The organism is Nocardia sp. NPDC046473, assembly GCF_040645995.1.
GTDB lineage: Bacteria > Actinomycetota > Actinomycetes > Mycobacteriales > Mycobacteriaceae > Nocardia.
Window position 1 is genome coordinate 47,574 of the sequence record NZ_JBEYZJ010000006.1, and the last position, 22,777, is coordinate 70,350.

At 67.4% G+C, this 22,777-nt stretch carries 17 protein-coding genes and 1 pseudogene; 10 read left to right on the forward strand and 8 right to left on the reverse strand.

Annotated elements, in window-relative coordinates:
- Window positions 1–200: 200 nt before the first annotated feature.
- The 4 genes from ABZ942_RS21755 to ABZ942_RS21770 are packed head-to-tail and all read right to left on the reverse strand — an operon-like array spanning window position 201 to window position 6,177.
- Window positions 201–3,236 (reverse strand): MMPL family transporter, encoded by a 3,036-nt coding sequence (locus ABZ942_RS21755; RefSeq protein WP_357384684.1) that lies wholly within the window; start codon window positions 3,234–3,236, stop codon window positions 201–203.
- Entirely contained in the window at window positions 3,237–3,965 is a 729-nt protein-coding gene (locus ABZ942_RS21760; RefSeq protein WP_357384686.1) for an NYN domain-containing protein, read from the reverse strand.
- Window positions 3,962–4,774, reverse strand: coding sequence for a tRNA (guanosine(46)-N7)-methyltransferase TrmB (gene trmB, locus ABZ942_RS21765; RefSeq protein ID WP_357384688.1), 813 nt, complete (start codon window positions 4,772–4,774; stop codon window positions 3,962–3,964). The genes ABZ942_RS21760 and trmB overlap by 4 nt, the downstream gene beginning before the upstream one ends.
- A 59-nt stretch (window positions 4,775–4,833) precedes the next feature.
- On the reverse strand, window positions 4,834–6,177 hold the full coding sequence (locus ABZ942_RS21770) for a lipase family protein (RefSeq protein WP_357384689.1): 1,344 nt from the start codon (window positions 6,175–6,177) through the stop codon (window positions 4,834–4,836).
- A 188-nt stretch (window positions 6,178–6,365) separates the two neighbouring features.
- Here ABZ942_RS21770 and ABZ942_RS21775 point away from each other — a divergent pair, with 188 nt between their 5' ends.
- From ABZ942_RS21775 to ABZ942_RS21800, 6 genes and pseudogenes are all read left to right on the forward strand, one after another.
- Window positions 6,366–7,148 carry an SDR family oxidoreductase gene (locus tag ABZ942_RS21775; protein ID WP_357384691.1) on the forward strand — a complete coding sequence of 261 codons (783 nt, stop codon included), beginning with the start codon at window positions 6,366–6,368 and terminating at the stop codon, window positions 7,146–7,148.
- 62 nt (window positions 7,149–7,210) lie between these two features.
- Window positions 7,211–8,344: a hypothetical protein gene (locus ABZ942_RS21780; protein ID WP_357384693.1), complete on the forward strand. Its 1,134-nt coding sequence runs from the start codon at window positions 7,211–7,213 to the stop codon at window positions 8,342–8,344.
- Window positions 8,331–9,908: a hypothetical protein gene (locus ABZ942_RS21785; RefSeq protein ID WP_357384695.1), complete on the forward strand. Its 1,578-nt coding sequence runs from the start codon at window positions 8,331–8,333 to the stop codon at window positions 9,906–9,908. Before ABZ942_RS21780 ends, ABZ942_RS21785 begins: the two co-directional genes overlap by 14 nt.
- 285 nt (window positions 9,909–10,193) lie before the next feature.
- Window positions 10,194–12,026: a phosphoenolpyruvate carboxykinase (GTP) gene (locus ABZ942_RS21790; protein ID WP_357384697.1), complete on the forward strand. Its 1,833-nt coding sequence runs from the start codon at window positions 10,194–10,196 to the stop codon at window positions 12,024–12,026.
- A gap of 417 nt (window positions 12,027–12,443) precedes the next feature.
- Window positions 12,444–12,608, forward strand: a pseudogene (locus tag ABZ942_RS21795) (helix-turn-helix domain-containing protein); the annotation flags it as partial.
- A 436-nt stretch (window positions 12,609–13,044) separates the two neighbouring features.
- Complete coding sequence (locus ABZ942_RS21800; RefSeq protein ID WP_357384699.1) at window positions 13,045–13,248, forward strand: hypothetical protein; 204 nt, start codon at window positions 13,045–13,047, stop codon at window positions 13,246–13,248.
- On the opposite strand, the gene ABZ942_RS21805 is transcribed toward ABZ942_RS21800, so the two are convergent.
- Window positions 13,249–14,691 carry an aldehyde dehydrogenase gene (locus ABZ942_RS21805; protein WP_357384701.1) on the reverse strand — a complete coding sequence of 481 codons (1,443 nt, stop codon included), beginning with the start codon at window positions 14,689–14,691 and terminating at the stop codon, window positions 13,249–13,251. It lies immediately after the preceding gene.
- Between the two features lie 209 nt (window positions 14,692–14,900).
- On the opposite strand from ABZ942_RS21805, the gene ABZ942_RS21810 reads away from it, so the two are divergent.
- On the forward strand, window positions 14,901–15,203 hold the full coding sequence (locus ABZ942_RS21810) for a hypothetical protein (RefSeq protein WP_357384703.1): 303 nt from the start codon (window positions 14,901–14,903) through the stop codon (window positions 15,201–15,203).
- 2 nt (window positions 15,204–15,205) lie between these two features.
- On the opposite strand, the gene ABZ942_RS21815 is transcribed toward ABZ942_RS21810, so the two are convergent.
- Window positions 15,206–16,000: a class I SAM-dependent methyltransferase gene (locus tag ABZ942_RS21815; RefSeq protein ID WP_357384705.1), complete on the reverse strand. Its 795-nt coding sequence runs from the start codon at window positions 15,998–16,000 to the stop codon at window positions 15,206–15,208.
- 235 nt (window positions 16,001–16,235) lie between these two features.
- Here ABZ942_RS21815 and ABZ942_RS21820 point away from each other — a divergent pair, with 235 nt between their 5' ends.
- Window positions 16,236–17,408: a glycosyltransferase family 4 protein gene (locus tag ABZ942_RS21820; protein ID WP_357384707.1), complete on the forward strand. Its 1,173-nt coding sequence runs from the start codon at window positions 16,236–16,238 to the stop codon at window positions 17,406–17,408.
- Window positions 17,409–17,540: 132 nt separating this feature from the next.
- Here ABZ942_RS21820 and ABZ942_RS21825 read toward each other — a convergent pair whose 3' ends face one another.
- Window positions 17,541–19,421: a hypothetical protein gene (locus ABZ942_RS21825; RefSeq protein ID WP_357384709.1), complete on the reverse strand. Its 1,881-nt coding sequence runs from the start codon at window positions 19,419–19,421 to the stop codon at window positions 17,541–17,543.
- 95 nt (window positions 19,422–19,516) lie between these two features.
- Between ABZ942_RS21825 and ABZ942_RS21830 the strand changes: the two genes are divergently transcribed.
- The gene (locus ABZ942_RS21830; RefSeq protein ID WP_357384711.1) at window positions 19,517–19,822 is read left to right on the forward strand and encodes a hypothetical protein; all 306 of its coding nucleotides are present in this window, start codon (window positions 19,517–19,519) and stop codon (window positions 19,820–19,822) included.
- Between the two features lie 150 nt (window positions 19,823–19,972).
- A complete protein-coding gene (locus ABZ942_RS21835) occupies window positions 19,973–21,223 on the forward strand; it encodes a polysaccharide biosynthesis protein (RefSeq protein WP_357384713.1) in 1,251 nt (416 codons plus the stop codon).
- A 413-nt stretch (window positions 21,224–21,636) separates the two neighbouring features.
- Here the strand turns inward: ABZ942_RS21835 and ABZ942_RS21840 are convergent, their stop codons facing one another.
- Entirely contained in the window at window positions 21,637–22,764 is a 1,128-nt protein-coding gene (locus ABZ942_RS21840) for a DUF3068 domain-containing protein (protein WP_357384715.1), read from the reverse strand.
- Between the last annotated feature and the right edge of the window lie 13 nt (window positions 22,765–22,777).

A 22,777-nucleotide genomic window follows, 5' to 3' on the forward strand; every position in this document is an offset into this window, starting at 1 on the left:
GCAAGAGGTCGTGGATCGGGGAAAGCGTCGAGCATCGAACAAAGCCGGCTGAACCCACCTCGGATGCCACTTCCGGTGTGGCACAGCGGCAATGCGGACGTGACCGCCGTCGTCGCACGAAATGGCCAGCGGCACCATCGAAATACGGTGGTGGCGGCCGAAACCCGGGCTCGCCACCACGCTACGGCGCTGCGCCCGAACTACTCCCGGTCGCGCCGGCGAAGCAGTTCGTTAACGCTGACGGTGCGCCCGTCGCCACCGGAATGACGACCCTCGTCCGTCTTGCCGGGACGGCGGGAGGAGCGGAGTCCGGCCATCCAATCTTCGATGCTGTTGCGGTTGAGGTCACCGGTATCGGTGGAGTCGGTCGGCGCCGCCGCAGCGGGTTCGGGTGCGGCGTGGTGCGTGGGCGGCTCCACGGGGGCAGGCGGATCCTGGCGCGGCGCGATGAATTCGGTGTATGCGGGCGGATCCAAGGGTGCCAGCGACGGTGTCGGCTGCGTCGGCTCGAACTTGGCCTCGGGACGTCTCGCTCCGTGGACGGGCGGTGCCGGAACCGGCGGTGTCGAAACTGCCGGCGGCGCAGGCGGCTCGAACGAACTTGCCGCAGGCGATTCGAACGCCGAGAACGAGGTCCCCGCCGACGCTTCGGGCCGAGCGCCACCGATGTCGAATGGCAGCGCGGGCGGAGCCGGTCGCGGCCCGGTGGGGTCGTGCGGAATCGCCGGGAAAGGTATGGGCGGCTGCCCGTTCGGACTGACTCCGGTAGGCGCCCCGGTCCCCGAAGGCCCTACGGGACGCGGCATGTTCGGATCCGACATGAACCCCGACGGTGGGGTCGGCCGCTGCCGAGTCGGGTCGAGCGGGGCCGGCGCCGGAGTCCCGGGCGGCTTCGGCGCCGCGGGCGGCACCTTGTTGAGATGCTGGGTGGGCGCCTCGGCCTCGATCTCCTCCACCGTGCGCGGCCGCCGGGGTTTGCGCGGCCGATTGCCGTTGTCGATGGCGGGGATCTGCATGGTGACCGGATCGGTGATCGGTGTCGTCTTGACCAGGTCGACCACCTCGCCGCCGCCGGGCCGTTCGTCGTCGAGGATGGGCTCGCCGAGCCCGATCTTCTGCTGGATCTTCTTCATCCAGGCGGGTGCCCACCAGCAGTCGTCGCCGAGCAGCTTCATGGTCGCGGGCACCAGCAGCATGCGCAGGATGGTGGCGTCGATGAACAGCGCGGCGATCATGCCGTACGCGAGGTACTGCATCATCACCAGATCCGAGAACGCGAATGCGCCGGTGACCACGAGCAGGATCAGCGCGGCCGCGGTGATGATGCGGCCGGTCTGCGCGGTACCGATGCGGACCGCCTCGGTGGTCGAGGCGCCTTGCGTGCGTGCCTCCACCATGCGGGACAGCAGGAAGACCTCGTAGTCGGTGGACAGGCCGTAGATCACCGCGATGATCAGCACCAGCACCGGCGACATGATCGGCTGCGGCGTGAAGTTCAGCAGCCCGGCCCCGTGCCCGTCAACAAAGATCCACGTCAAAATGCCGAGCGTGGAACCCAATCCGAGGGCGCTCATCAGCGCGGCCTTGATCGGCAGCACCAGCGAGCCGAAGGTGAGGAACATCAGCAGCGTGGTGACGAGCAGGACCAGCCCGATCATCAACGGCATGCGGTGCAGCAGCGCGTCGATGCTGTCCTTCTGGATCACCGGCTGCCCGCCGACGTACATGGTCACGCCGTCGGGCACGTCGATCGAGCGCAGATATTCGATGGTCGGGTCGGCGTCCTCGGAGTCGGCGAGGGTCGCGCTGGTGCGATAGACCTGGTTATCGGAATTGGAGCGGGACGGCACGTCGAAGGTGCCGTTGAGGCCGGGCGCCTGCTTGGCCGCGGTCCAGGCCTTGCCGACCTTGTTGCTGTCGTCGGAGACGAACACCAGCTGGATCGGATCGGATTTGCGCAGCGGGAAGATCGAGTCGAACTTCGCCTGCGCGAGCCGGGTTGTGTTGTCCGGCGGCAGATATCGCTCGTTGATGCCGCCGAAGGCGAGGTTCTTGACCGGAATGATCAGCAGCAGCAACAGGATGCAGATCGGGATAGCGATCTTGAGCGGATGCTGCATCACCCAGCGGGTGGACTTGCCCCAGAAGCCGTTCTCCACCTCGTCGGCGGTCTTGGTCTTGCGGAACCGCTTGAGCCCGAACATATCCACTCGGGGTCCGAGCACGCCCAGCATCGCGGGCAGGATGGTGATCGAGGTCAGCGCCGCCAGCGAGACCGTGGCGATGGACCCGTAGGCGATCGATTTCAGGAAGCCCTGCGGAAACAGCAGCATGCCGCCGAGGCTGGCGATGATCATGGTCGCGGAGAACACGACGGTGCGGCCCGCGGTCATCACCGATCGGCGTACCGCGGCGGGAGTGCTGTAGCCCTCGGCGAGTTCCTCGCGGAATCTGCTCACGATGAACAGGCCGTAGTCGATCGCCAGCCCGAGACCGATCATCGAAACAACCGGCGCGACGAACGAATTCACCTCGGTGAATCTGGTGATGAACAGCACGATGCCCTGCGCGCCGATCACCGTGAGGCCACCGACGATCAGCGGCAGCCCGGCGGCGACCAGACCGCCGAAGATGAAGAACAGCAACACCGCGACGGCGGGGATGGCCAGGATCTCCATCCGGTGCTGGTCCTCGGCCATGGTGTCGTTCAGCGTGCCCGCCACCGCCTGCAGGCCGGCGACCTGCACGTCTACTCCCGGAATAGTGAAGACGTCCTTCACTTTCCGGAAGTTGTTCAGCATCTCGGTGTCGTTGTTGCCCTTGATGGCGATCGACGCGAAGGTGTACTTCTTGTCCTTGGAACCGAAGGTCAGCGGCGATGTCTGACCGGTCTCGGTCGGCCAGTAGGCGCCGTTGATCTTGCTGATCTCCGGGTAGTCGTGCGGGAGCCGGTTCAGGCTGTCGACGACCTTCTGCTTGAAATCCGGATCATCGATCGTCTTACCGTCCGGCGCGGTGTACAGCACGATGACGTCACTGTTGTGGTCGCGCCCGAACGCGGCGTCCGCGATCTGCGCGCCCCGCGAGGACTCCGACGTCGGGTCGTCCCACCCGCTGGAGCTGAGGTGGTCTCCCAAACCGAGGCCGTATCCGCCCAGCGCCAACAGCGCGGCCGCGACGATACCGATGACGCCGAAGCGCAGCTTGTAGACCAGATCGCCCCAGCGTGTGAACACTTAAGCGACTCCTTGCGCTGGGCGAGAGGTGAGCAGCGCCGTCAGCGGCCGGAACGGCTGCAGCCAGGCGCCCTCGTCGGGCAGCGAGTCGAGGCTGACCCTGGGCAGCGGTTCACGGAACACGCCCGGGATGTCCTCGAGATCGATGAACTCGAGGGTATCGGATGTGACGGCCCAACTGGCATGCTCGCGGAAGCCGAGTACCTGACAAGGTATTCCGCTCGCGGCGAGTTCCTCGAGTGGTTCCCGGAACGCCTGGCCGTCGGCCGAGGCGACCATGATGCCGGCCAGTCCGGCACCGCGGCTGCGCAGTTCGATGTGCGCGAGCATGTCCGCGTCGACATCGGAGTCCTCGTCGATCTTCGGCTTCGCGAATACCGCGTAGCCGACGTTGCGCAGCGCCTCGACCCACGGCCGCACCACATCGGCGGTGCCGGGCGCGATGTTGGTGAAGACGGTCGCTTCCGGTTCGACCCGGTGCACGGTGCCGACCGACAGTTCGGCCGTGCGGGCCAGCAGCCAGCGGCCGAGCGCGTCGAACCGGGGCCGGTAGGCCGCGGTCGGCCGCCCGCCGAGAATGGCCCCGAGACCCATGTCGAGGTTCGGGGCATCCCACACCAGCAGGACCCGGCGCACATCCGGCGTTGCGCCACCCAGACCTTCCGATCCGGTTCCCTGCACCTCCCCGGCAACATCGACCACCTCGTGGGCCATCTCACTGACACTCATAATTGAATCTTCCCCCATATGAGCTCAGTAATGGCGCTACCGGCACGATGTGCCTTGCCCTCGAATTTCGTGACGGGCCTTTCGAAACCGATCGGCGCGCTGTCCCGATGCTCCGCGCTGACGCCACCTGTGGCCTCGTTAAGGCCTTTGAGCAGCGGTTCTTCCGCGCCTACCGCGGCAATGTGTTCCGCGTAGTCGGCGTGGTCTGTCGCGACATGCAACACACCGCCCGGTTTTAGTCGATTGGCGATCAACGCGAAAGTCGCGGGCTGCAGCAGGCGCCGTTTGTGATGACGCGCCTTCGGCCACGGGTCCGGAAAGAAGACTCGAACGCCGGTCAGCGATTCGGTAGCAATCATGTTTTCCAGCACGTCGACGGCGTCGCCGCGCAGCAGCCGAATGTTGTCGATCTGCTGGCGTTCGATGCGCTGCACCAGTTGGGCGAGCCCGGGCCGGTACACCTCGATGCCGATCAGGTTCAGGTGCGGTTCGGCCTGTGCCATCGCCGAGGTGGCCGTGCCGGTGCCGCAGCCGATTTCGACGACCAGGGGCGCTTCGCGGCCGAACCAGGCGGCGGCGTCCAGCGGTTCGTCGGCGACCTCGCGGCCGATCGCCGGCCACATGCGGGCCCACGATTGCTGCTGTGTCGCGGTCAGCGCGCCACGGCGCGACCGGAAGCTGGTTACGCGTGGGTACAGGCGAGAGCCGGTGTTGTTCCGGGGCTCACCCGCATTCTGGGCCGGACCTGTGGACGGCGGGCCCGGAACTGACTCGGCAGTATTGTTCGCGGCGTCGTTCACGGCATCCATTGTCCAGCATCGGCGCGGTGGTGCGGCAATCGAGTGCGTGCTTGCCGTCCATCGGGAGGTCAGGCGGCGCGTGCGCGGTCGATCCTGGCCACCTGCGCGCTCTCCTGTCGCAGCGGTCGGCCCAGCGCGACCTTGGCCGCAGTCACCACCATCTCGTACAGGCCACGCGCTCCGGTCAGTGATGCGGCGACCGACCACACAGTGCGGTCGCCCACGTCGCTCACCGGTTGCCCGGCCAGCCGGTCCGCGAGCCACTCCAGACTGATCGGGGTGGCCAGCGGTAGCAGCGAGAAGTGCTCGCTGAGCCGGTCGCGCACATAGCTGACCTGCGCGCCGCTGCGCCGGTAGCGCTCGACCTGACCGTCGATGCCGTCCATATGGATCACTTGATCGTGGATCGGCTGTACCACCAGCAGCGGGCAGGTGGGCGTCGAATTGCCAAGGCGCAGATCCTCGAACATGGCCTGGAACTCCGGCGTCGCGATCAACTCGTCGAGTGGACGGCTCAGGTAGTCGTCCATCCGCTTGTTGGCCAGGCCGAAGATGGCGCCGAACGGCGTCGCGTTTTCCGCACGGGCCACGAAACGGCGGCCGTCCAGGGTGAGTTCGTTCTGCAGCATCGTGCCGAGCACCGGATAGAGCCTGCGCAGCGCCGCGATCACGATGGCGGGCAGGCCCGCGTAGTTGGTGCCGTTCAATCGGGCGAACACCTGGCCCGGGTCGCCGACCGGTGCGCCGAGCACCGCGCCGACGATGTCGAGTTCCGGGGCGTAGGTCGGGGCCATCTCGACCATCCAGGCGCTGGCCATGCCGCCGCCGGAATAACCCCACACCGCGATCGACGTGTGCGGGCCGAGGCCGAGCGGGGTGAACCGCTGCGCGGCGCGCACGCCGTCGAGCGCGCGGTAGCCGGGTTCGCGTGGCGCGCCGAAGTTTCCGCGCGGGCCCTCGTGATCGGCGATGCTCACCGCCCAGCCGCGGCGCAGGGCGTTCGCGACCAGCAGCCACTCGAACTGGGTGACCGAGCCGAGCGCGCGGGCGCCGTAGCGCAATGCGTAAGAAGGAGAACATTTCTCGGTGACGGCATCCATCGCGGTCTGAAAGGCCAGTAGCGGCCGGTCTTCTCGCGGATCGGCGTCCAGCGGCAACAGCACCGTGGTGATCGCCGCCTCCGGCGTGCCGTGCATGTCGCAGCTGCGGTAGAGCAGCTGCCAAGCCGAGACCTGCTGCGGCACAACACCGAACAGCGCGAGCTCGATCTTGCGGCTGCGCAGGATGGTGCCGGGCGGCTTGGCCGCGAAACCCTTGGGCGGCCGATGGAACGGGTCCTTACTCGGCAGCAGCGGTTTCCCGTCCGCTAGGGCGGGCTCCGTATCGGCAGTGCCGATGACATCGGCTGTCATCGCGACCTCCTCGTCGGTGCGGCCTCGCGCATTCGCGCTCGCAAGCGCTCCTGGAGGTCGGTGCGCCGCGTTCGAAAAGCGAAGTTGCGCACCAACAATGGCGCCGACCACTGGAATGCAGGGTAAATGACCGGTGGCGGCTCTGGGAAGCCCGGTCGTACCTGGTCGGCCGCACTAGACTGCGCGGTATGGGCAGACCGTCAGTGTTCATCACCGGTGCCGCGGCCGGGATCGGCCGGGCGACGGCCCTGCTTTTCGCTGCGCAGGGGTACCACGTCGGCGCCTACGACATCGATGAAGTCGGCTTGACCAGGCTCGCGGCCGACGTCACGGGCACGGGTGGCAGCGTGCACACCGGGATGCTCGATGTGACGAACGCCACCCAGTGGGCCGAGCGGCTCGCCGAGTTCCACGCGGACGCCGGGCAGTTGGACATTCTGATCAACAACGCCGGCATTCTGCGTGCGGGCCCGTTCGAGGGCCTCGAACTATCCGCCCATCAGACGATCATCGACGTCAACCTCGGCGGCGTGCTCACCGGCACGCACACCGCGTTCAGTTACTTGCGTGACACTCCGGGCGCCCAGGTGGTGAACCTGTGTTCGGCGTCGGCCATCTACGGCCAGCCGGAACTCGCCAGCTACGGCGCGAGCAAGGCCGCGGTCAAAAGCCTCACGGAGGCCTTGGATCTCGAATGGGAGCACCACGACATCCGGGTGATCGCGATCTGGCCGCTGTTCGTGGACACCGCCATGGTGAACGGGGTGGAAACCGGCACGACGAAGTCGCTCGGCGTCCGGCTCACCGCCGAGGACGTCGCGGCGGGCATCTGGGACGCCACCCGCAAGCGCGGCAGGCTGCCCAGGGTGCACTACGAGATCGGCGCGCAGGCAAAGGTCCTGGCGGTCGCCGCGAAGTACGCGCCGAACTGGGCTGTGCGCACCGCGAACAAATACTTCAGCGGTACCTGAGCGGTCGCCACCTGCCGCGTCGCGTCTTCTGCAAGAATTGCGCACCGTAAAGGGGGTGCAACATGCCGACAGCCACCGAGTCCGACGGGCCGCTGCGCGAACGCGGCGTGCCCGCGCGCGAACACGACCAGCTCGACCGGCTCCTCGCCGACCTGCGGTTCGGCACGGGGCGCGACAAGCAGATCGGCTATGCCGCAGGCGCCGCCGTCAGCGCCTGGCGCACGCCGCCGCGGATCCAGGTGATGGGCCGCGCGCACGCGGGCCGCACGACGGTGCTGCAGGCGCTCGCGCTCATGTCGGCGGTGGAGACCGGTCCGGTCGACGAGCCGGACATGCCGGATCCGGCCTTCGACGCCGACATCGTCATCTACGTGCTGTCCGCCGCACCATCGCCCGCGGACCGCCGGGTACTCGCCACGCTGCCGCCGGAGCGCACCATCGTGGTGTTGAACAAGGCCGATGCGATCGGCGGGCGCTGGGGCGACGCGGTCGCCGCCGCCGAGCAGTACGGCCGGGAGGTCGGCGCCGCCGTGCTTCCGGTGGTCGCCTCGCTCGCCGTGCGCACCAGGTCGGGCGCGATGACCGACGCCGACGTGCTCGTATTGCGCAGGCTGGCCACGAATGCCGATGCCGCGCTGACGCTTTCGCCCGACCTGTTCGTCGCCCCCGGCCCGGACCTCGCCGGTCGCGAAGAATTGCTGCAGCGCTGGGATCTGTACGGCGTGAGCTGCGCGCTGGCCGCGCTCGGCCACGATCCGGAGCTCGCCCCGCAGACCCTGCTGCAAATCCTGCACGCCGCAAGCGGAATCGACGCGCTGCACCGCCTGCTGCACCGCCGCTACGAGCAGGTCTCCGCGCTGCGCGGCGGCGAACTCCTCGACGAACTCACCCGGCTGGCCGCCAGGGCGGTCCCCGACGAGGGCAGCACGGCCCGAGACATCTTGGAGGCGTACCTCTTCGGCGACGACGCCCGCTGGCTCGGCCTGTGCGCGGGCTTGGCCCACCCCTCCGTCGCCCACCTCGCCGCGGGCTACGCCGCCCCGGCGCCTGCCGACGCCGACGACGCGATGGCCCGGGCCTCCCGCTGGCGCGCCGTGGTGTCCAGCGACATGCCGCCCACCGCGCGGCGGGCCGCGTTACGCGTGCACAACGGCTACATCCGACTATGGGAACGGATGAGCAGTGCCGGGCTCTGAACCCCAGCCCGCCGGGGCCGACCGGCCGCTCGAGTTGCCCGCCGAGGCGGCAGTCCCACCCGAGACCGCTCGTTCCGTCACTCCACCACCCGAGGTGGAAGCCGTGGTGGCACGGTGGAATCCGCAAGGAATCGCCTTGCTGCGTGCGGTGCAGGGGGCAGGCGCGGCCGGCGCGGTGACCTTGATCGGGCCCGCCGACGCCAACACCACGCTGCTGCGCACCGAGCTCGCCCGCTTCGAACCGCGCATCACTATCGCCGATCCGGTGGCCGACGCGAGTGCGGCGGTGGAGACCACGTCGCCGTCGGGCACCGCGCCGTCGCCGGTCGCGCTGATCCTGTTGGACGCCGGAACCACGATCGGCGCCGACACCCTGCGCATCGTGCATCGCCTGCGCTCGGACGGCACCCGCATCCTGCTCGCCATGAACGGCATTCACGCCTACCAGGATTGGCGCTCGGTGCGGGCCCGTGACCTGGAACTGCTCGCCGCGCAGGGCGCCGTCGAGCTGGACATCCTGCCCGTGTCGGCCCGCCTCGCCGCCGCGGCGCGCACCGCGAACGACGCGGGGCTGATGGATCGGTCCGGGCTCGGCGCGCTGCACGCGGCGTTGGCCGCGGCCGCACTCGGCGCGGAAGCCGAAGGCGGCGGCCGGCTCGAGGCGGTGACCGCGCGCGTACTCAGCGATACCAGGCAGCGGGTCGGCGAGCAGGTGACGGCGCTGCATTCCGGCGCCGAGACGGCCAAGCTGCGCGCGGAGCGGGCCGTGCTGCTCGCCGGTCGCGACGGCGGCCGGGCCACCGCGATGTCCACCCTGCGCGGCCAGCTGCACCTGGCGCGAGTCGACCTGATGACCGAGGTCGGCGCCCGGATCCGGGCGCTGCACACCGCGACCAGGGCCGACCTCGACCGGATGCGCCGCAGCGAACTCGGCGGCTACCCCGAGCGGTTGCAGCACGCGGCCACGGAACTGACCGGCGCGGTCGACGTCGCCATCGATCAGCGACTCGCCGAACTCGCCGCACACATCGACGGCGTCGTCGCGCCGGGAAACAGCCTGCCGTTGCGCCGCCGCGACCCCGCGCCCCGGGTCGGCCCCGACCCCGATCCGCGGCACCGCGGTGTCGAAGATCACCTCATGATCGCGCTCGGCGCGTCGGCGGGTGTCGGCCTCGGCCGACTGTTGGTTTCGCCACTTTCCCTGGTGCCCGCCCTCGATTTCGCGAGCGTCCCGGTGACCCTGTTGCTCGGTGCCGGCGCGGCGGGCTGGGTGGTGCGGGCGCGCGGGCAGCTGGCCGATCGCGCGCACGTGCGACAGTGGGTGTCCGACGCGCTGATCAACGTAAAAGCCCAGCTCGAGCAGCGGGTCGCGACCGCGCTGGTGGAAACTGAGACGGTGCTGGCCGACCGGGTCGTGCAGGTGAGTACGACCCGCATGGTGGACACCGATCGCCGAGTCGCCGAACTCGAGGCCCGTTTACGGCGGATGGTTACCGAACAACCGGGCCAGCTGGCGGCATGCGAACGCGATATTGCGATCCTCGATCGTTGGATCACGGGTTGATCTACTTATAAGAATGGGTACATAGTGACGAACCCGATTCAGTACCGGTCGTCACATCGCGTTAACCTCTAACCAGGAACTTGGGCGTCCGCTAAGTCCTCGTCCGCCGTCCAGCCGGGGCGCGCTTTCGATTGGTCGTAGCGGGTGCCTTCCCGCCAATGGTGGCGCTCGGTGTTAGTTCGCGCTGGTCAAGGGCCGTCAGCGTAGCGACTGCTCGCAGGTCGCTCGAAATGGTCAGCCAGGCGGGGACGCATCGTAGGGACCGCCCATCTCAGGAGAGTTTTCATGACCTCAGCGACCATTCCTGGTCTTCGTGGATCCGACGGTAAGCCGCCGACCGAGCACAGCGAACTACTCGCCTGGGTACAGGAAGTCGCCGAACTCACACAGCCAGATCGGGTGGTCTGGGCCGACGGTTCCGACGAAGAATGGGACCGTCTGACCGCTCAACTCGTCGCGGCGGGCACGTTCAAGCAGCTCGATCCGAAGAAGAAACCGAATTCCTTCCTCGCGCTTTCCGATCCCTCAGACGTGGCTCGGGTGGAGTCGCGCACCTACATCTGTTCCAAGAGCGAAGCCGACGCAGGCCCGACCAACAATTGGGTCGACCCCGCCGAGATGCGCGCCACCATGACCGAGCTGTACCGCGGCTCGATGAAGGGCCGCACCCTGTACGTGGTGCCGTTCTGCATGGGCCCGCTCGGTGCCGAGGACCCCAAGCTCGGCGTCGAAATCACCGACTCCGAATACGTCGTCGTCTCGATGCGCGTGATGACCAGGATGGGCAAGGCCGCGCTGGAGAAGCTCGGCACCGACCGCCCGTTCGTGAAGGCGCTGCACTCGGTCGGCGCGCCGCTGGCCGACGGCCAAGCCGACGTGCCGTGGCCGTGCAACGACACCAAGTACATCACCCACTTCCCGGAGGACCGCGAGATCTGGAGCTACGGCTCCGGCTACGGCGGCAACGCGCTGCTCGGCAAGAAGTGCTACTCGCTGCGCATCGCCTCGGCCATGGCGCACGACGAGGGCTGGCTGGCCGAGCACATGCTGATCCTCAAGCTGATCTCTCCGGAGAACAAGGCCTACTACATCGCCGCCGCGTTCCCGAGCGCCTGCGGCAAGACCAACCTCGCGATGATCCAGCCGACCGTGCCCGGCTGGCGCGCCGAGACCCTCGGCGACGACATCGCCTGGATGCGTTTCGGCAAGGACGGCCAGCTCTACGCGGTGAACCCGGAGTACGGCTTCTTCGGCGTCGCGCCCGGCACCAACCACAGCTCCAACCCCAACGCCATGGCCACCATGGAGGCGGGCAACACCGTCTACACCAACGTCGCGCAGACCGACAACAACGACGTGTGGTGGGAGGGCCTGGAGGGCGAGCCCGATCATCTGATCGACTGGAAGGGCAACGACTGGTTCCTGCGGGAGACCGAAACCCTTGCCGCCCACCCGAACTCGCGCTACTGCACGCCGATGTCGCAGTGCCCGACGCTGGCTCCGGAGTGGGACGACCCGCAGGGCGTGCCGATCTCGGCGATCCTGTTCGGCGGCCGCCGCAAGACCACCATCCCGCTGGTCACCGAGTCCTTCGACTGGCAGCACGGCGTTTTCATGGGCGCCACCCTGTCGTCCGAGCAGACCGCCGCGGCCGAGGGCAAGGTCGGCACCGTGCGCCGCGACCCGATGGCCATGATCCCGTTCATGGGCTACCACGTCGGCGACTACCTCAACCACTGGATCAACCTCGGCAAGAACGCCGACGCCACCAAGTTGCCGAAGATCTTCTACGTCAACTGGTTCCGTCGCGGCGCCGACGGCCGCTTCCTGTGGCCCGGCTTCGGTGAGAACTCCCGCGTGCTGGAGTGGATCGTCGGCCGCGTCGAGGGTTCGGCCGAGGCCACCGCCACCGCCGTCGGCAACGTCCCCGTCGCCGCCAACCTCGACCTCGAAGGTCTCAAGGTCGATCCCGACGACGTCGACGAGGCCCTGAAGGTCGACGCCGCCGAGTGGCGCAAGGAGATCCCGCTGATCGAGGAATGGTTCGAATTCGTCGGCGACAAGCTCCCTTCGGGAGTGCGTGATGAGTTCGAGGCACTGAAGGAACGCCTCGGCTGATCCGCTCGAAACCCCAACCGCCCGCACCGTTCCCCACGGTGCGGGCGGTTTCGTTTGTGCGCCAACAATTCCCATCGATTACCCATTCCACCCGCCCGCAGCCCGAATCGCACTGTCCCCCAATCTTTTCAAGCCCCGCCGTTTGAGCGGCCGCCCATCGGATACACGACGCATGTGCCTACGGCCAATTCAGGCACTGGCGAGTGGCACATGGCGGAGTGGGCTCCTGTGACTGTTTGTTACAGCCATGTGCCACTCGTCCCGCCTCGGCTTCTCATGACGCAGCTGAGCGCTTCGGCGCACAAACCGGCAGCAATGTTGGCGGGAATCCCAATGATCAGTCCGTGAAAGCTCTGTGTGGCGTCGTACGCAGCGGAGCTGTCTCGCCCGTACGACGCTGCGACGCCGGCTCGACGTGCGCAGCACACCGGGCGGGCCCGCGAACTGCTCGAAACCACTGACCTGCCAATCGAAGTGGTTGCGGTGCAGTCGGGCTTCGGTAGCGTGACCGCATCGCGCACCCACCTTCGAGCGGCGACCGGCACAACTCCGGCCGACTATCGCCGTTCGCTGCGACACTGACCGGTCGGTGCGTGGACGCGATCCGATGTGGCAGGACAGCGACTTTCGGCGCGGGCGTCGTGAATCATGGCGTACCCCAACCTGTCGCGAACGGAAGGTGGCCGCCCGCCAACCCGCCTTGCAACAAATGACGGATCATCAATCGCCGTTATGGCGTGTTTCCCGCCGCGCGAACCCATTGCTGTGGTGCTATTGGTAATGGTCGGTGTGCACAGGTCACGAGCACCATAGGTTTGCTGAAGCTCGATATGGGGTAGTTGCCCGGTGTGCGAGATTTGCGCACAAATGGCTTATGCTTGCCGTGTTCTTGGTCTCATGACCTGCCAGTCAGATTGCCAACTGTTTACTGATCGACTGAACTACTTCCCTATCGACATCGGGTTTCCGCGATGCTCGCGGCGAACGATGAGATCGACGCGCGAGAGGTGGTTGGAGCATGACCGATCTGGAGACCGGGGCGTCCATCACGCCCCTGGTTGCCGGTTTCGAACTGGCGACCGCTAGCACACCGCTGCGCCGCGCTGCCGGGCGGTTGCAGGCCGTCCTGCCCCCAGGCTGGCGCGTCGAGATCGTCGACGCGCCGAGCCTCACGGGCCGCCACAGCGAGCCCGTGCTGCGGGTGGTCATGCCGACCGACTGATCAGCCTGCCCAGCCCATGGGCATGAGCAGCGACTTCTGTTCGCAGAACGAGTCGAGGCCCTCCGGGCCGTTTTCGCGGCCGAGGCCGGAATTCTTGTAGCCACCGAACGGTGAGCTGGGATCGAACGCGTACCAGTTGATCGCGTAGGTCCCGGTCCGCACCCGCGCGGCGATCTCGGCACCGTGCTCGACGTCCGCGGTCCACACCGAGCCGGCCAAACCGTAGACCGAATCGTTGGCGATGGCCACGGCCTCGTCCTCGGTCTCGTACGGGATCACCGACAGCACCGGGCCGAAGATCTCCTCCTGCGCGATGGTCGACTTGTTGTCCACGTCGGCGAAGATGGTCGGCTCGACGAACCAGCCGCGATCCAGGCCCTCGGGCCGCCCGCCGCCGAGCGCGACACGCGCGCCCTCTTCTTTGCCTTTGGCGATGTAGCCCTCGACCCGCTCGCGCTGGCGCTCGGAAATCAGCGGGCCCAGTTGCACGGTCGGGTCGTTGGGGTCGCCGACCTTCATTGTCTGCACATGCTCGACCAGTGCGTCGAGGATCTCGTCGTACCGACTGCGCGGCGCGAGGATTCGGGTCTGCGCGACGCAACCCTGCCCGCTGTTCATCAAACCGGAGAACGCGAGCACCGGAATACCGGCGATATCCATGTCCGGCAACAGGATTGCCGCGGACTTGCCGCCGAGCTCCAGTGAGACGCTCTTGAGCTGTCCGGTGGCGATAGCGCCGATCTTCTTACCAACGGCGGTGCTGCCGGTGAAGGTGACCTTGTCGACGCCGGGGTGCGATACCAGGTATTCGGCGGCCTCGGCCTCGGCGGGCAGCACCGAGAGCACGCCCTCGGGCAGGCCCGCCTCGGTGAAGATGTCGGCGAGCATATTGGCCGTAATCGGGGTCAGCGGTGCGGGTTTGAGCACCACTGTGCAGCCGGCGAGCAACGAGGGGGCGAGTTTGTTGGCGGCGAGGAACAGCGGCACGTTCCACGCGGTGACGGCCGCGACGACGCCGCGTGGCTCCCGGCTGACACGCGAGGTACCGAACAGGCCGGTGCGAGTCTCGTTCCACGGGAACGATTTCGCGAGCCCGGCGTACGAATCCAACGCGGCCACCGCGGGAATCTGGTTGAGCGTCATCGCGATCATCTGCGGTGCGCCCATTTCGGCGGTGAGTGCGGCCATCAGGTCGGCCGAGCGCTGCTCGATCAGCCGCGCGGCGCGGGTGAGCACCTGGGCCCGCTCCTCCGGCGGGGTGGACGGCCACGGGCCGTGATCGAAGGCGTGCCGGGCCGCGGCGACCGCGGCGTCGACGTCGGCGCGAGCCACCGCGGGGACGCTGCCCACCGGCTCGACCGTGGCCGGCGAGATGACCTGAACGCGCTCGGCGGTGGCTGGCGCGGTCCAGCGGCCGCCGATGAACAAGCTGTCGTAATGCATGAGAACACGTTACAGTTTTGCCACCCGGTTGTCTGTAACCTGTTTCAGTTCTGGGTCCGCACAGTCTCACTGAGCAGGACGAATGCCAACCTGTCGGTTCGCTTTTCGTAGAACGCACTATTGCGTTCTGTTGCTGGAAAGAGGATGCTAGTAGCTACTTATCAGCGCGCTAGATTCCTGAACCGATACCACATTGGGGAGCCCGAGTCATGGCGGTGCAAGTGGTCGACCGATCGTTGATGACCAGCGACCAGACCGAGCATCAAGCGAAGAGCGTTGGTGCGGGCGGCTGGGTCGTCTCCTTCCTACCGGGCCGGACGCTGACCATCGAGCAGGCCACAGCGGCCATGCAGGCAGCGGAGGCCATCGCCGTCGTCGGAGTCCTAGCGGATCAGGTCGGATTGACCACGCTGGAAACCGTCGGACTGGCCATTCAGGAATCGCCGTGGACTCGGCCGATGCACGAGCCGTGCGGCAGGCGCAGCTGGCGCCGCGGCTGGCTGGAGCCCTAGAGCTACTTTTTGGTAGCCACCACAACGAGATTGCTCACCAATAGCTCTCGCACGACCGGGATGCGAACCAGCCACCAGGCCCAGCGCGGGTGATAGCGCGGGAAGATGGTCCGCACGTCAGCGGAAGTGGCTGCCGCCCAACGCAACCCGTCGGACGCGCGCACCGCGAACAGTGACTTGCCGAACTGGTTCTTCGGTTCCTTTCCAAGCTTGCGCCGATACCGGCGCGCCGCGTACTCGCCACCGAGGTAGTGCCACGGCCCGGTCTCGTGCCCGCCGAACGGGCCGTGCCACACCGTGTACGACAACACGATCAGCCCACCCGGTCGCGTCACCCGCACCATCTCGTCCGCCATCAGCCACGGCCTGGACACGTGTTCGGCGACATTCGAGGAAAAACAGATATCCACCGCGTCGTCGCGGAACGGCAACGCCATTCCCGAGCCGCGCACCGCACCCGCCACCGACAATCCGGCCGCGTGCATCTCCGACGGATCCGGCTCGACCGGAATGTAGCGCGCACCCGTCTTGACGAACTCGTCGGCGAAATAACCCGGCCCGCCCCCGACATCCAGAATCGTCGCCCCCGCCAAACCATTGCCGGTGAGGTCTGTGTAGAAATCGCCGATCATCGCCGCGCTGTCCTCGGCCAAACCGCCGTAGAACACGGCGGGATCGGACTGCTCGAACCGGAAACTACCGAGCAATCGCAGCGACCGACGCAACGTCGCCCGGCGCGCGAACCGGGGCGCGCGCGCTCGCACACCAGCGGACGGCGTCTTTTCGGCTTTCAACACGGCGCCGAGTCTCGCATAACGTGTCCGCCGCACGTGGCGAGGACTGGTCGTTCGCGGTTGGCGCGGTGTGCGCTGGAAATGAACTAGGCGGACGCCATCGGTCGACCAGGCATATTTGCCGACAATGCGCCGGTGGATTGGTCGGCGATCAGGCCTCGGCGCAGGCCTCGGGTTAGGGTGTAGCGCGATATCCGACGTTCCCGACCGGGACCACCTGACCGAGAGAAGCTCGACCGTGCGCGAAGTCCTCCTGCTGTGCTGGCGTGACACCGGGCACCCGCAGGGCGGCGGCAGCGAGCGGTACCTCGAGCAGGTCGGCGCGCAGCTCGCCGCACGCGGGGTCAAGGTCACCCTGCGCACCGCCCGCTACCCCGGGGCGGCGAAACGCGAGCACCTCGACGGCATCGACATCAGCCGAGCGGGCGGCCGTTTCTCCGTCTACCCGCGGGCACTGGCCGCGATGGCACTGGGCAGGCTCGGCGTCGGACCGCTGCGCGGCCTGCGCCCCGACGCGGTGATCGACACCCAGAACGGCATCCCGTTCTTCGCGACGGCCGCCACCAAGGCGCCCGCCGTCGTGCTGGTGCATCACGGACACCGGGAACAATGGCCGGTCGCCGGACGACTGGTCGGCCGAATCGGCTGGTTCATCGAGTCACGGCTGTCCCCACGGGTACATCGACGCAACCAATATCTGACGGTCTCGCTGCCCTCGGCCGAAGAATTGGCGACCCTCGGCGTCGACCAGTCCCGGATCGCGGTGGTCCGCAACGGTGCTGAACCGGTTCCCGCCGGCGCGCCGACCGGCGCCACCGAAACGCGCACCGAGAACCCGCGCATCGTGGTGTTGTCGCGGCTGGTGCCGCACAAGCAGATCGAGGACGCGCTCGCCGCGGTCGCGCGACTACGGACCCGCATCCCCGGTCTGCACCTCGACGTGATCGGCGATGGCTGGTGGGCGGACAACCTGAAGGCCGACGCGCACAGTCTCGACATCGCCGACGCGGTCACCTTCCACGGCCACGTCGATGAGCGTCGTAAGCACGAATTGCTTTCCCGCGCTTGGGTACACGTGCTGCCCTCGCGCAAGGAGGGCTGGGGTCTCGCGGTCATCGAAGCCGCGCAGCACGGTGTGCCGACCATCGGGTACCGCAGTTCGCGCGGACTCACCGACTCCATCGTCGACGGCGTGACTGGTCTGCTGGTCGATGACGTCGCCCAATTGTCGGACGCGGTAGGCGAATTGCTCGACGACCGTGCCGCGCGCACTGTCATGGGGGAGAAGGCGCGCTCTCGTGCGCGTGAATTCTCGTGGGAGCAAACGGGAAACGGTGTGTACGAGGTGTTGGCCGCAGTCGCCCGCGGTGAGCATTCTGCCGGACTGATCGCCTCCCGATCGGCCCACTGAGCCTGTCCGCTGCTACGCACATCGCCGCCGAGTTCCCGTCGTCTTGTCGACGCGCCATCGCTGAGGCGTCATTCGGGAAATGCCGCAACCATGTCCGGGTGAGTTCGCCGTGCCGGCTCGGATCCCCGCGGGTCAGCGCTTTCGGTGCGTGAGTGTTGCGACGAGTAGGCCGCCGACGAGTAGGGCAAACCAAAGTACATGGGCTGCAATGGTAAGGGCGCGATCTGTCGCTGATCCCCGGTGCCGCTGGATGGTTCCGGGGACTCGATACAGGGTGAGATCGTTGTCGCTGAATATCGGATCGAGTTGCGCGAGTGTCGTTTTCGATTCGCCAAGGGGGCCTGGCGTGCCACGTTCGAGCAGGACCCAGCCGACGCCGTGGTCGGCCAGTTCCCCGGCTGAACCGCCGTGCAGCAGTAGGGTTTCCACCGCGCGTGCGCGGGTGCCTTCGCCGGATACGATACGGCCGCGCACCGGGAGTTCGCCGGTTTGCAGGACGTCTCGAGGCACCAGGCGCGGGGCGGGATCCAGGACAGGCGCTTTCCCGCTGTATCGGAACTTTCGGAACATCCCGCCCGGCAGTACCGCGACGTCGCCGGGATCATTCATCCGGTCAGCGACCTGCTGCCACCCGGCGGGGTAGTGCACAGGTCGCATCGCACCGCCGACACCCCACGCGAGATCGAGCAATGGCAGCACCAGCAGGGCGATGAGAATCGTTGCGACCGTGCCCGTCACAGTTGTGGATAACTTCGACACCGGGGCAAAAGTCGCGCCCGGCAGCGCCGCGCTGTCGGAAAGGTCGGTCGTCGAGGCGCCGATCCCTTGTCGCGCCAAGGATTCCGAGGGCCGTGTATCGACAGTGCGCTGGGCACTGTCGATTGGTGCGGATTCTTGGTCAGTCGAGAATCGTCTGGCGAGAACCCCGCAACCCGCGGCAGCGCACAGCGCGTAGGCGGGCATCGCCAGCGCCACGTACTTCTGGGTATCACGCAGCAAGCCCGCACCGGGTACGTGGGCGACGAGCCACTCCAGCACGTGCATGCCCCACGGCGTTGCGCCGAGCGCGGGCAGCACAATGGCGAGTACCGCGAGTACGACGAGTGCGCGACGCACGTATAGATCATTGCCGCCGGTGCTCACCGAACGCACGCCCGTCGCGACGATGATGAGCAGCAGCACAGTGCCGATCAACGCGAGAAGTGTTGTGCGCGAAGCGGGTACCGCGTCGGCGTTCCAGATGCCGCCGAGCCCGGCCAGGCTGCCGAGCGTGCCGAGACCGGGTTCGCCGCGGGCGGCGAATGCGGCGATGCCTGCCGGATCGGACGGCTCGCCGGCCGCCCCGGACAGTGCGGTGGCGGTCAACCACGGCACGGATGCGGCGATCAGTAGCGCCAGTACACCGGCAAGATGCCGTCGCCCGGCAAGCGATAACGCGGTGATGCCGGCGAGCAAGGCGCCGGTCGGCGTAAGGCCCGCTGCGGCAAGGCCTCCCGCCAAACCCGCCCACGCCCCGGCAGTGCCGCGCCGTTCGACCTCGAATCGAATCCGATACGCGGCCAGGGCAACCCATGGCAACGCGGCATACCCGGCGAGCAAACTCCAGTGACCTTGCAAAAGGCGTTCGGCAACATACGGATTCCACAGCGCCACCGTGGCGGCGACCAACTGCGCAGGGACCGCCGCGCCCAGCAGTTCGCGCGCCAGCACCGCCGCTCCGTAGCCCGCCGCCCACAGCGCGACCAGCAGAATCGCCTTGACGATCAGGCCACCATCGACAACCGGTGACAACATCGCGAGCAGCGCATCCTGCGGCACGGCACGCGGCGCGGCGTCACCGAGCCCCAGCGCCGAATCGGTCAAATACGACCGCGGTGTACTCACCGCATCCCGCAGCAACAGATACCCGGACCCGAGCAGCGGACCCGCAATGAGCAGCGCGAGCACCGCGCTGTACCCGGCCGGGACACACTTCACCCACCGGTCGCGCCGCCTCCGCCCGCTCTCCGTCACGCTTGTGCACCCTACGGTCCAATGTCACCGCGCACCGTGCCGCCACGGTCGGAAAAGAACTGGGCAGCCATCCCCGGCCGCCATATCGTGAATCCGTGGTCAGGAGATCCCCGCAGGAGAAGAAGCAGCTGAGCTACGCCAAGGACTGCCGCAACGGCTACGGCGAAAACGACAAGGCGTCGCGCAAGAACCTGCCGCGCAAACGAGCGCGAGTGCATCGTGCCAACCGGCACCGAGCCCATGCGGATCTGCAAGGGGCGACCGGACCGGTCGACGCCGAGTTGTCGGATGCCGCCGAAGTCCGGCTGCGCGGTCGCCGCCCCAAGCTGTTCCGGAAACATCCGGACGTCCCGCTCGCCGACCACGTCCGCTGGCAGCTCAGGCGTCGACAGATCGGCTGATCGGCCTGAACTCACAGATGTTCCACACGCCTCACAGGGAGTGCAGGCCTTGTGAGGCGTGTGGAAGATCTGTGGGTCCGACCAGGTGGTCCGGGCCGAATCGGCAGCTGGGGCAGGGCGGGACGTCCCTGCTGACAGACAGGTGGGACGATGGCGAGCGTGTCTGCTGTCCGTCGGTTTCCTGTGGTGGCGGATCTGACGTTGGTTACGGCGGGGGCGATGACCGCCAATGTGGCGGGATATCTGCTGCAGTTGCTGGCCGGGCGGTGGCTGGGGGTTTCGGGGTACAGCGAGTTCGCGAGCCTGCTCGCGGTGCAGTTGTTGTGTGCGGTGCCCGCGTTGGCGTTGCAGAACGTGGTGGCCAGGGAGTTGGTGCGGGGCGCGAGCGTTGGGGCGCTGCGCGGGTTGCAGTGGCGGTGCGCGGTGATCGTTGCGGGGGTTGTCGCGGTCTTGGTGCCGGTGGTGACCAACGCGTTGAATGTCGGTGTCTGGGCGTGTGCGGCGGCGCTCGGTGCAGCTCCGGCGTTGGTGTTGTTGTCGGGAGAACAGGGAGTTCTGCAGGGCGGCAGGCAGTTTCGGGCCCTGGGCGTGGTGCTCGGTGCCGCCGGGATGCTCCGGGTAGCCCCCGCACTTGTGGTGCTCGCCGTGGGTGGCGGCGCCGCGCTGGCCCTGTGCGCGGCCGCGTTGGGCATCGCGGTTGCCGCAGTGTTCGCGCGGTTCGTCGCCGGGACACCGTCCGCGCGGGCGCGCACCGGAACCGGTGAGGACGCGGTGGTCCACGCCATCGGCGTACTTCCGGTGCTGCGGGCCGCACAGGTGCAGGCGGCGCTGATGGCGTTGTCGTCCACGGACCTGATCGTGGTCCGGATGGTCCTGGACGACGCGGACGCCAGCCGCTACGCGCTCGGCACTATCGCCGCGAAGATCGCGTTCTGGCTGCCGCAGGCGGTCGGCGTCGTGCTGTATCCACGGATGGCCCAGCCCACGCACTCGGCGCGGGCGATCAGATCGGCGCTGGCGGTGTTGTCCGGCATCGGCATCGTGGCAGTTGCCTGCGCCGCGCTCGCCGCGCCACTGGCTCCGCTACTGGCAGGTCACGATTACGCCCCCATCCAAGGCCTGCTGTGGCTGTTCGCCTTACACGGTGCCATCCTCGCGGTCCTGCAGGGCGCGATGCTTTCCGCCATCGCGGTGGACCGCACCGCGCTGGCCGCACTGACCTGGCTCGGCCTCGCCGTCGAAGTGACACTGATGGTTTCGTTCGCCCGCTCGATCCCCACCCTCATCACCACCGTCGCCTCGGTGGCTGCCGTCACCACCCTCGTAGTCGCGATCATCGTCTTGCGCACCGCCGATCGTGACAGCGGCGTACCCATACGCCAATCCGAGCGCCTGCCGTAGACAAGCCGCCCGAACCATGAGTTCGCGCTCATCGACGTGGTCTCCGAGGCCGACGCAGTTGACGAGCCCAAAGCTGTTGGTCGGCTCGGCTTGTGCCGCCAGCCGTGTCACCGCGCTGGCGTAGACGCGCACGGACTTGCCCGATGCGGGTGGAATCGCCTGAGAAGTCTTACGCTGCGGCAGAATTCGTTCGCGCGATGTATCGCTATGCCCGCGTTGCCGATCCAACGCACCAACTGATTTCGTGAGTACCTGGGTAACTCAGCGGGTGCCAGCTGACGCAACTGAACTCTTCAAGTTCCGGCCGCCAATGTTATTGCGCGGCACTCAGTCTGGACTGAATGCGCGAAGAGGCGGATAAGCGTTCGGCCCCCGGTCCAGGGACCGGGGGCCGAACTGTTCAGCTTACTGACTCAAGGCTGCTTCGTGATCTTGATCTGCTCGGTCGGCGGATCGTTGTCCGCACGACGCGCGCCACGGCCCTGGCTCAGCGGCCCACCGCCGCCCGCTGCGGCAGGAGTCGAACCGCCACCGCGAATACCGAGAACCGCACCGACGATCAGCGCGATCACGCCGAGCACACCGAGCACGATCGGCATGATCCGCCCGTACAGCGACAGCTTGTCGATGTTCTCCTTGGCCACCGAGATCTGCGACTCGATGGTGTTCTCGTCGAACACGATGTGCGACTTCAGCGCGGTGACCTCGGGCTTGGAGTCACGCCCGTAGTACAGGTGGATCTGCTCGCCACCCTTGATCACGGTGCCGGTCTTCGGCTCGACCCACAGGTCACGGGTGTTGGTGTACCAGCGCGCCATGGTGACGTCGCCGTCGCCGGGCACGCCCCACTTCGCGGCCGGGAAGGTCAGCTTGTTGGTCGGCGCCTTCACCACGTCGTACAGATTGGTCGCCGGGATGGACTGCTGGAAGTGGTAGACCTTCATGTTGTTGATCTCGGACTCCTCGACGAAGTTGATGTCGAAGGTCTTGCGCGCGTTGAGATCGAAGTACGGGTAGTTCTTCTTCTCGGTCCCGATCGGGAAGCGGTACTGCAGGCCGGTGTGCTGCACCGGATCCGCGATCGACTTCATTTCCTTGTCCACGGTGACCGCGATGGAGCCGTTGGGATCCTTCGCGACGGGCTCACCGGACTTGCGGTCGATGGTGACCCGGTCGATGGTCGCGGTGAGCAGGCCGGTGTCGCCCTGCTTGTCGATGCGGCGCAACGTCTGACCCGCCTGCACCGTCATCTCGTCGGCGTCGGACGGCTCCTCGACGGTGAGGAAGCGCTGCGAGACGAGCGGCACGTTCGAGTCGATCTTCGCGGACCCCTCCGGCGCGGTGAGCGACTTGGAGTCGAGCACCAGGCTGTCCTCGCCGGGCACATTGGTCGCGATGGTGGTGATCTCGAGATCGAGGGGAGTCTTCGCCAGTTTGCCGACGGTGTAGGTCGGGATCAGCAGCGCGGCGACAATCAGCAACGCGCCGAGACCCACGAGCAGGCAGGCCACCGTCCTTCTGGTTCCGGCACTCAGTGCCATGCAAACTCTCCTC

What these genes read in the sequence shown, in the direction of transcription:
- ABZ942_RS21760 (WP_357384686.1), bottom strand. Translation starts at nt 3,965, where the DNA reads ATGAGTGTCAGTGAGATGGCCCACGAGGTGGTCGATGTTGCCGGGGAG.
- trmB (WP_357384688.1), bottom strand. Translation starts at nt 4,774, where the DNA reads ATGGATGCCGTGAACGACGCCGCGAACAATACTGCCGAGTCAGTTCCG.
- ABZ942_RS21770 (WP_357384689.1), bottom strand. Translation starts at nt 6,177, where the DNA reads ATGACAGCCGATGTCATCGGCACTGCCGATACGGAGCCCGCCCTAGCG.
- ABZ942_RS21775 (WP_357384691.1), top strand. Translation starts at nt 6,366, where the DNA reads ATGGGCAGACCGTCAGTGTTCATCACCGGTGCCGCGGCCGGGATCGGC.
- ABZ942_RS21780 (WP_357384693.1), top strand. Translation starts at nt 7,211, where the DNA reads ATGCCGACAGCCACCGAGTCCGACGGGCCGCTGCGCGAACGCGGCGTG.
- ABZ942_RS21790 (WP_357384697.1), top strand. Translation starts at nt 10,194, where the DNA reads ATGACCTCAGCGACCATTCCTGGTCTTCGTGGATCCGACGGTAAGCCG.
- ABZ942_RS21800 (WP_357384699.1), top strand. Translation starts at nt 13,045, where the DNA reads ATGACCGATCTGGAGACCGGGGCGTCCATCACGCCCCTGGTTGCCGGT.
- ABZ942_RS21805 (WP_357384701.1), bottom strand. Translation starts at nt 14,691, where the DNA reads ATGCATTACGACAGCTTGTTCATCGGCGGCCGCTGGACCGCGCCAGCC.
- ABZ942_RS21810 (WP_357384703.1), top strand. Translation starts at nt 14,901, where the DNA reads ATGGCGGTGCAAGTGGTCGACCGATCGTTGATGACCAGCGACCAGACC.
- ABZ942_RS21835 (WP_357384713.1), top strand. Translation starts at nt 19,973, where the DNA reads ATGGCGAGCGTGTCTGCTGTCCGTCGGTTTCCTGTGGTGGCGGATCTG.
- ABZ942_RS21840 (WP_357384715.1), bottom strand. Translation starts at nt 22,764, where the DNA reads ATGGCACTGAGTGCCGGAACCAGAAGGACGGTGGCCTGCCTGCTCGTG.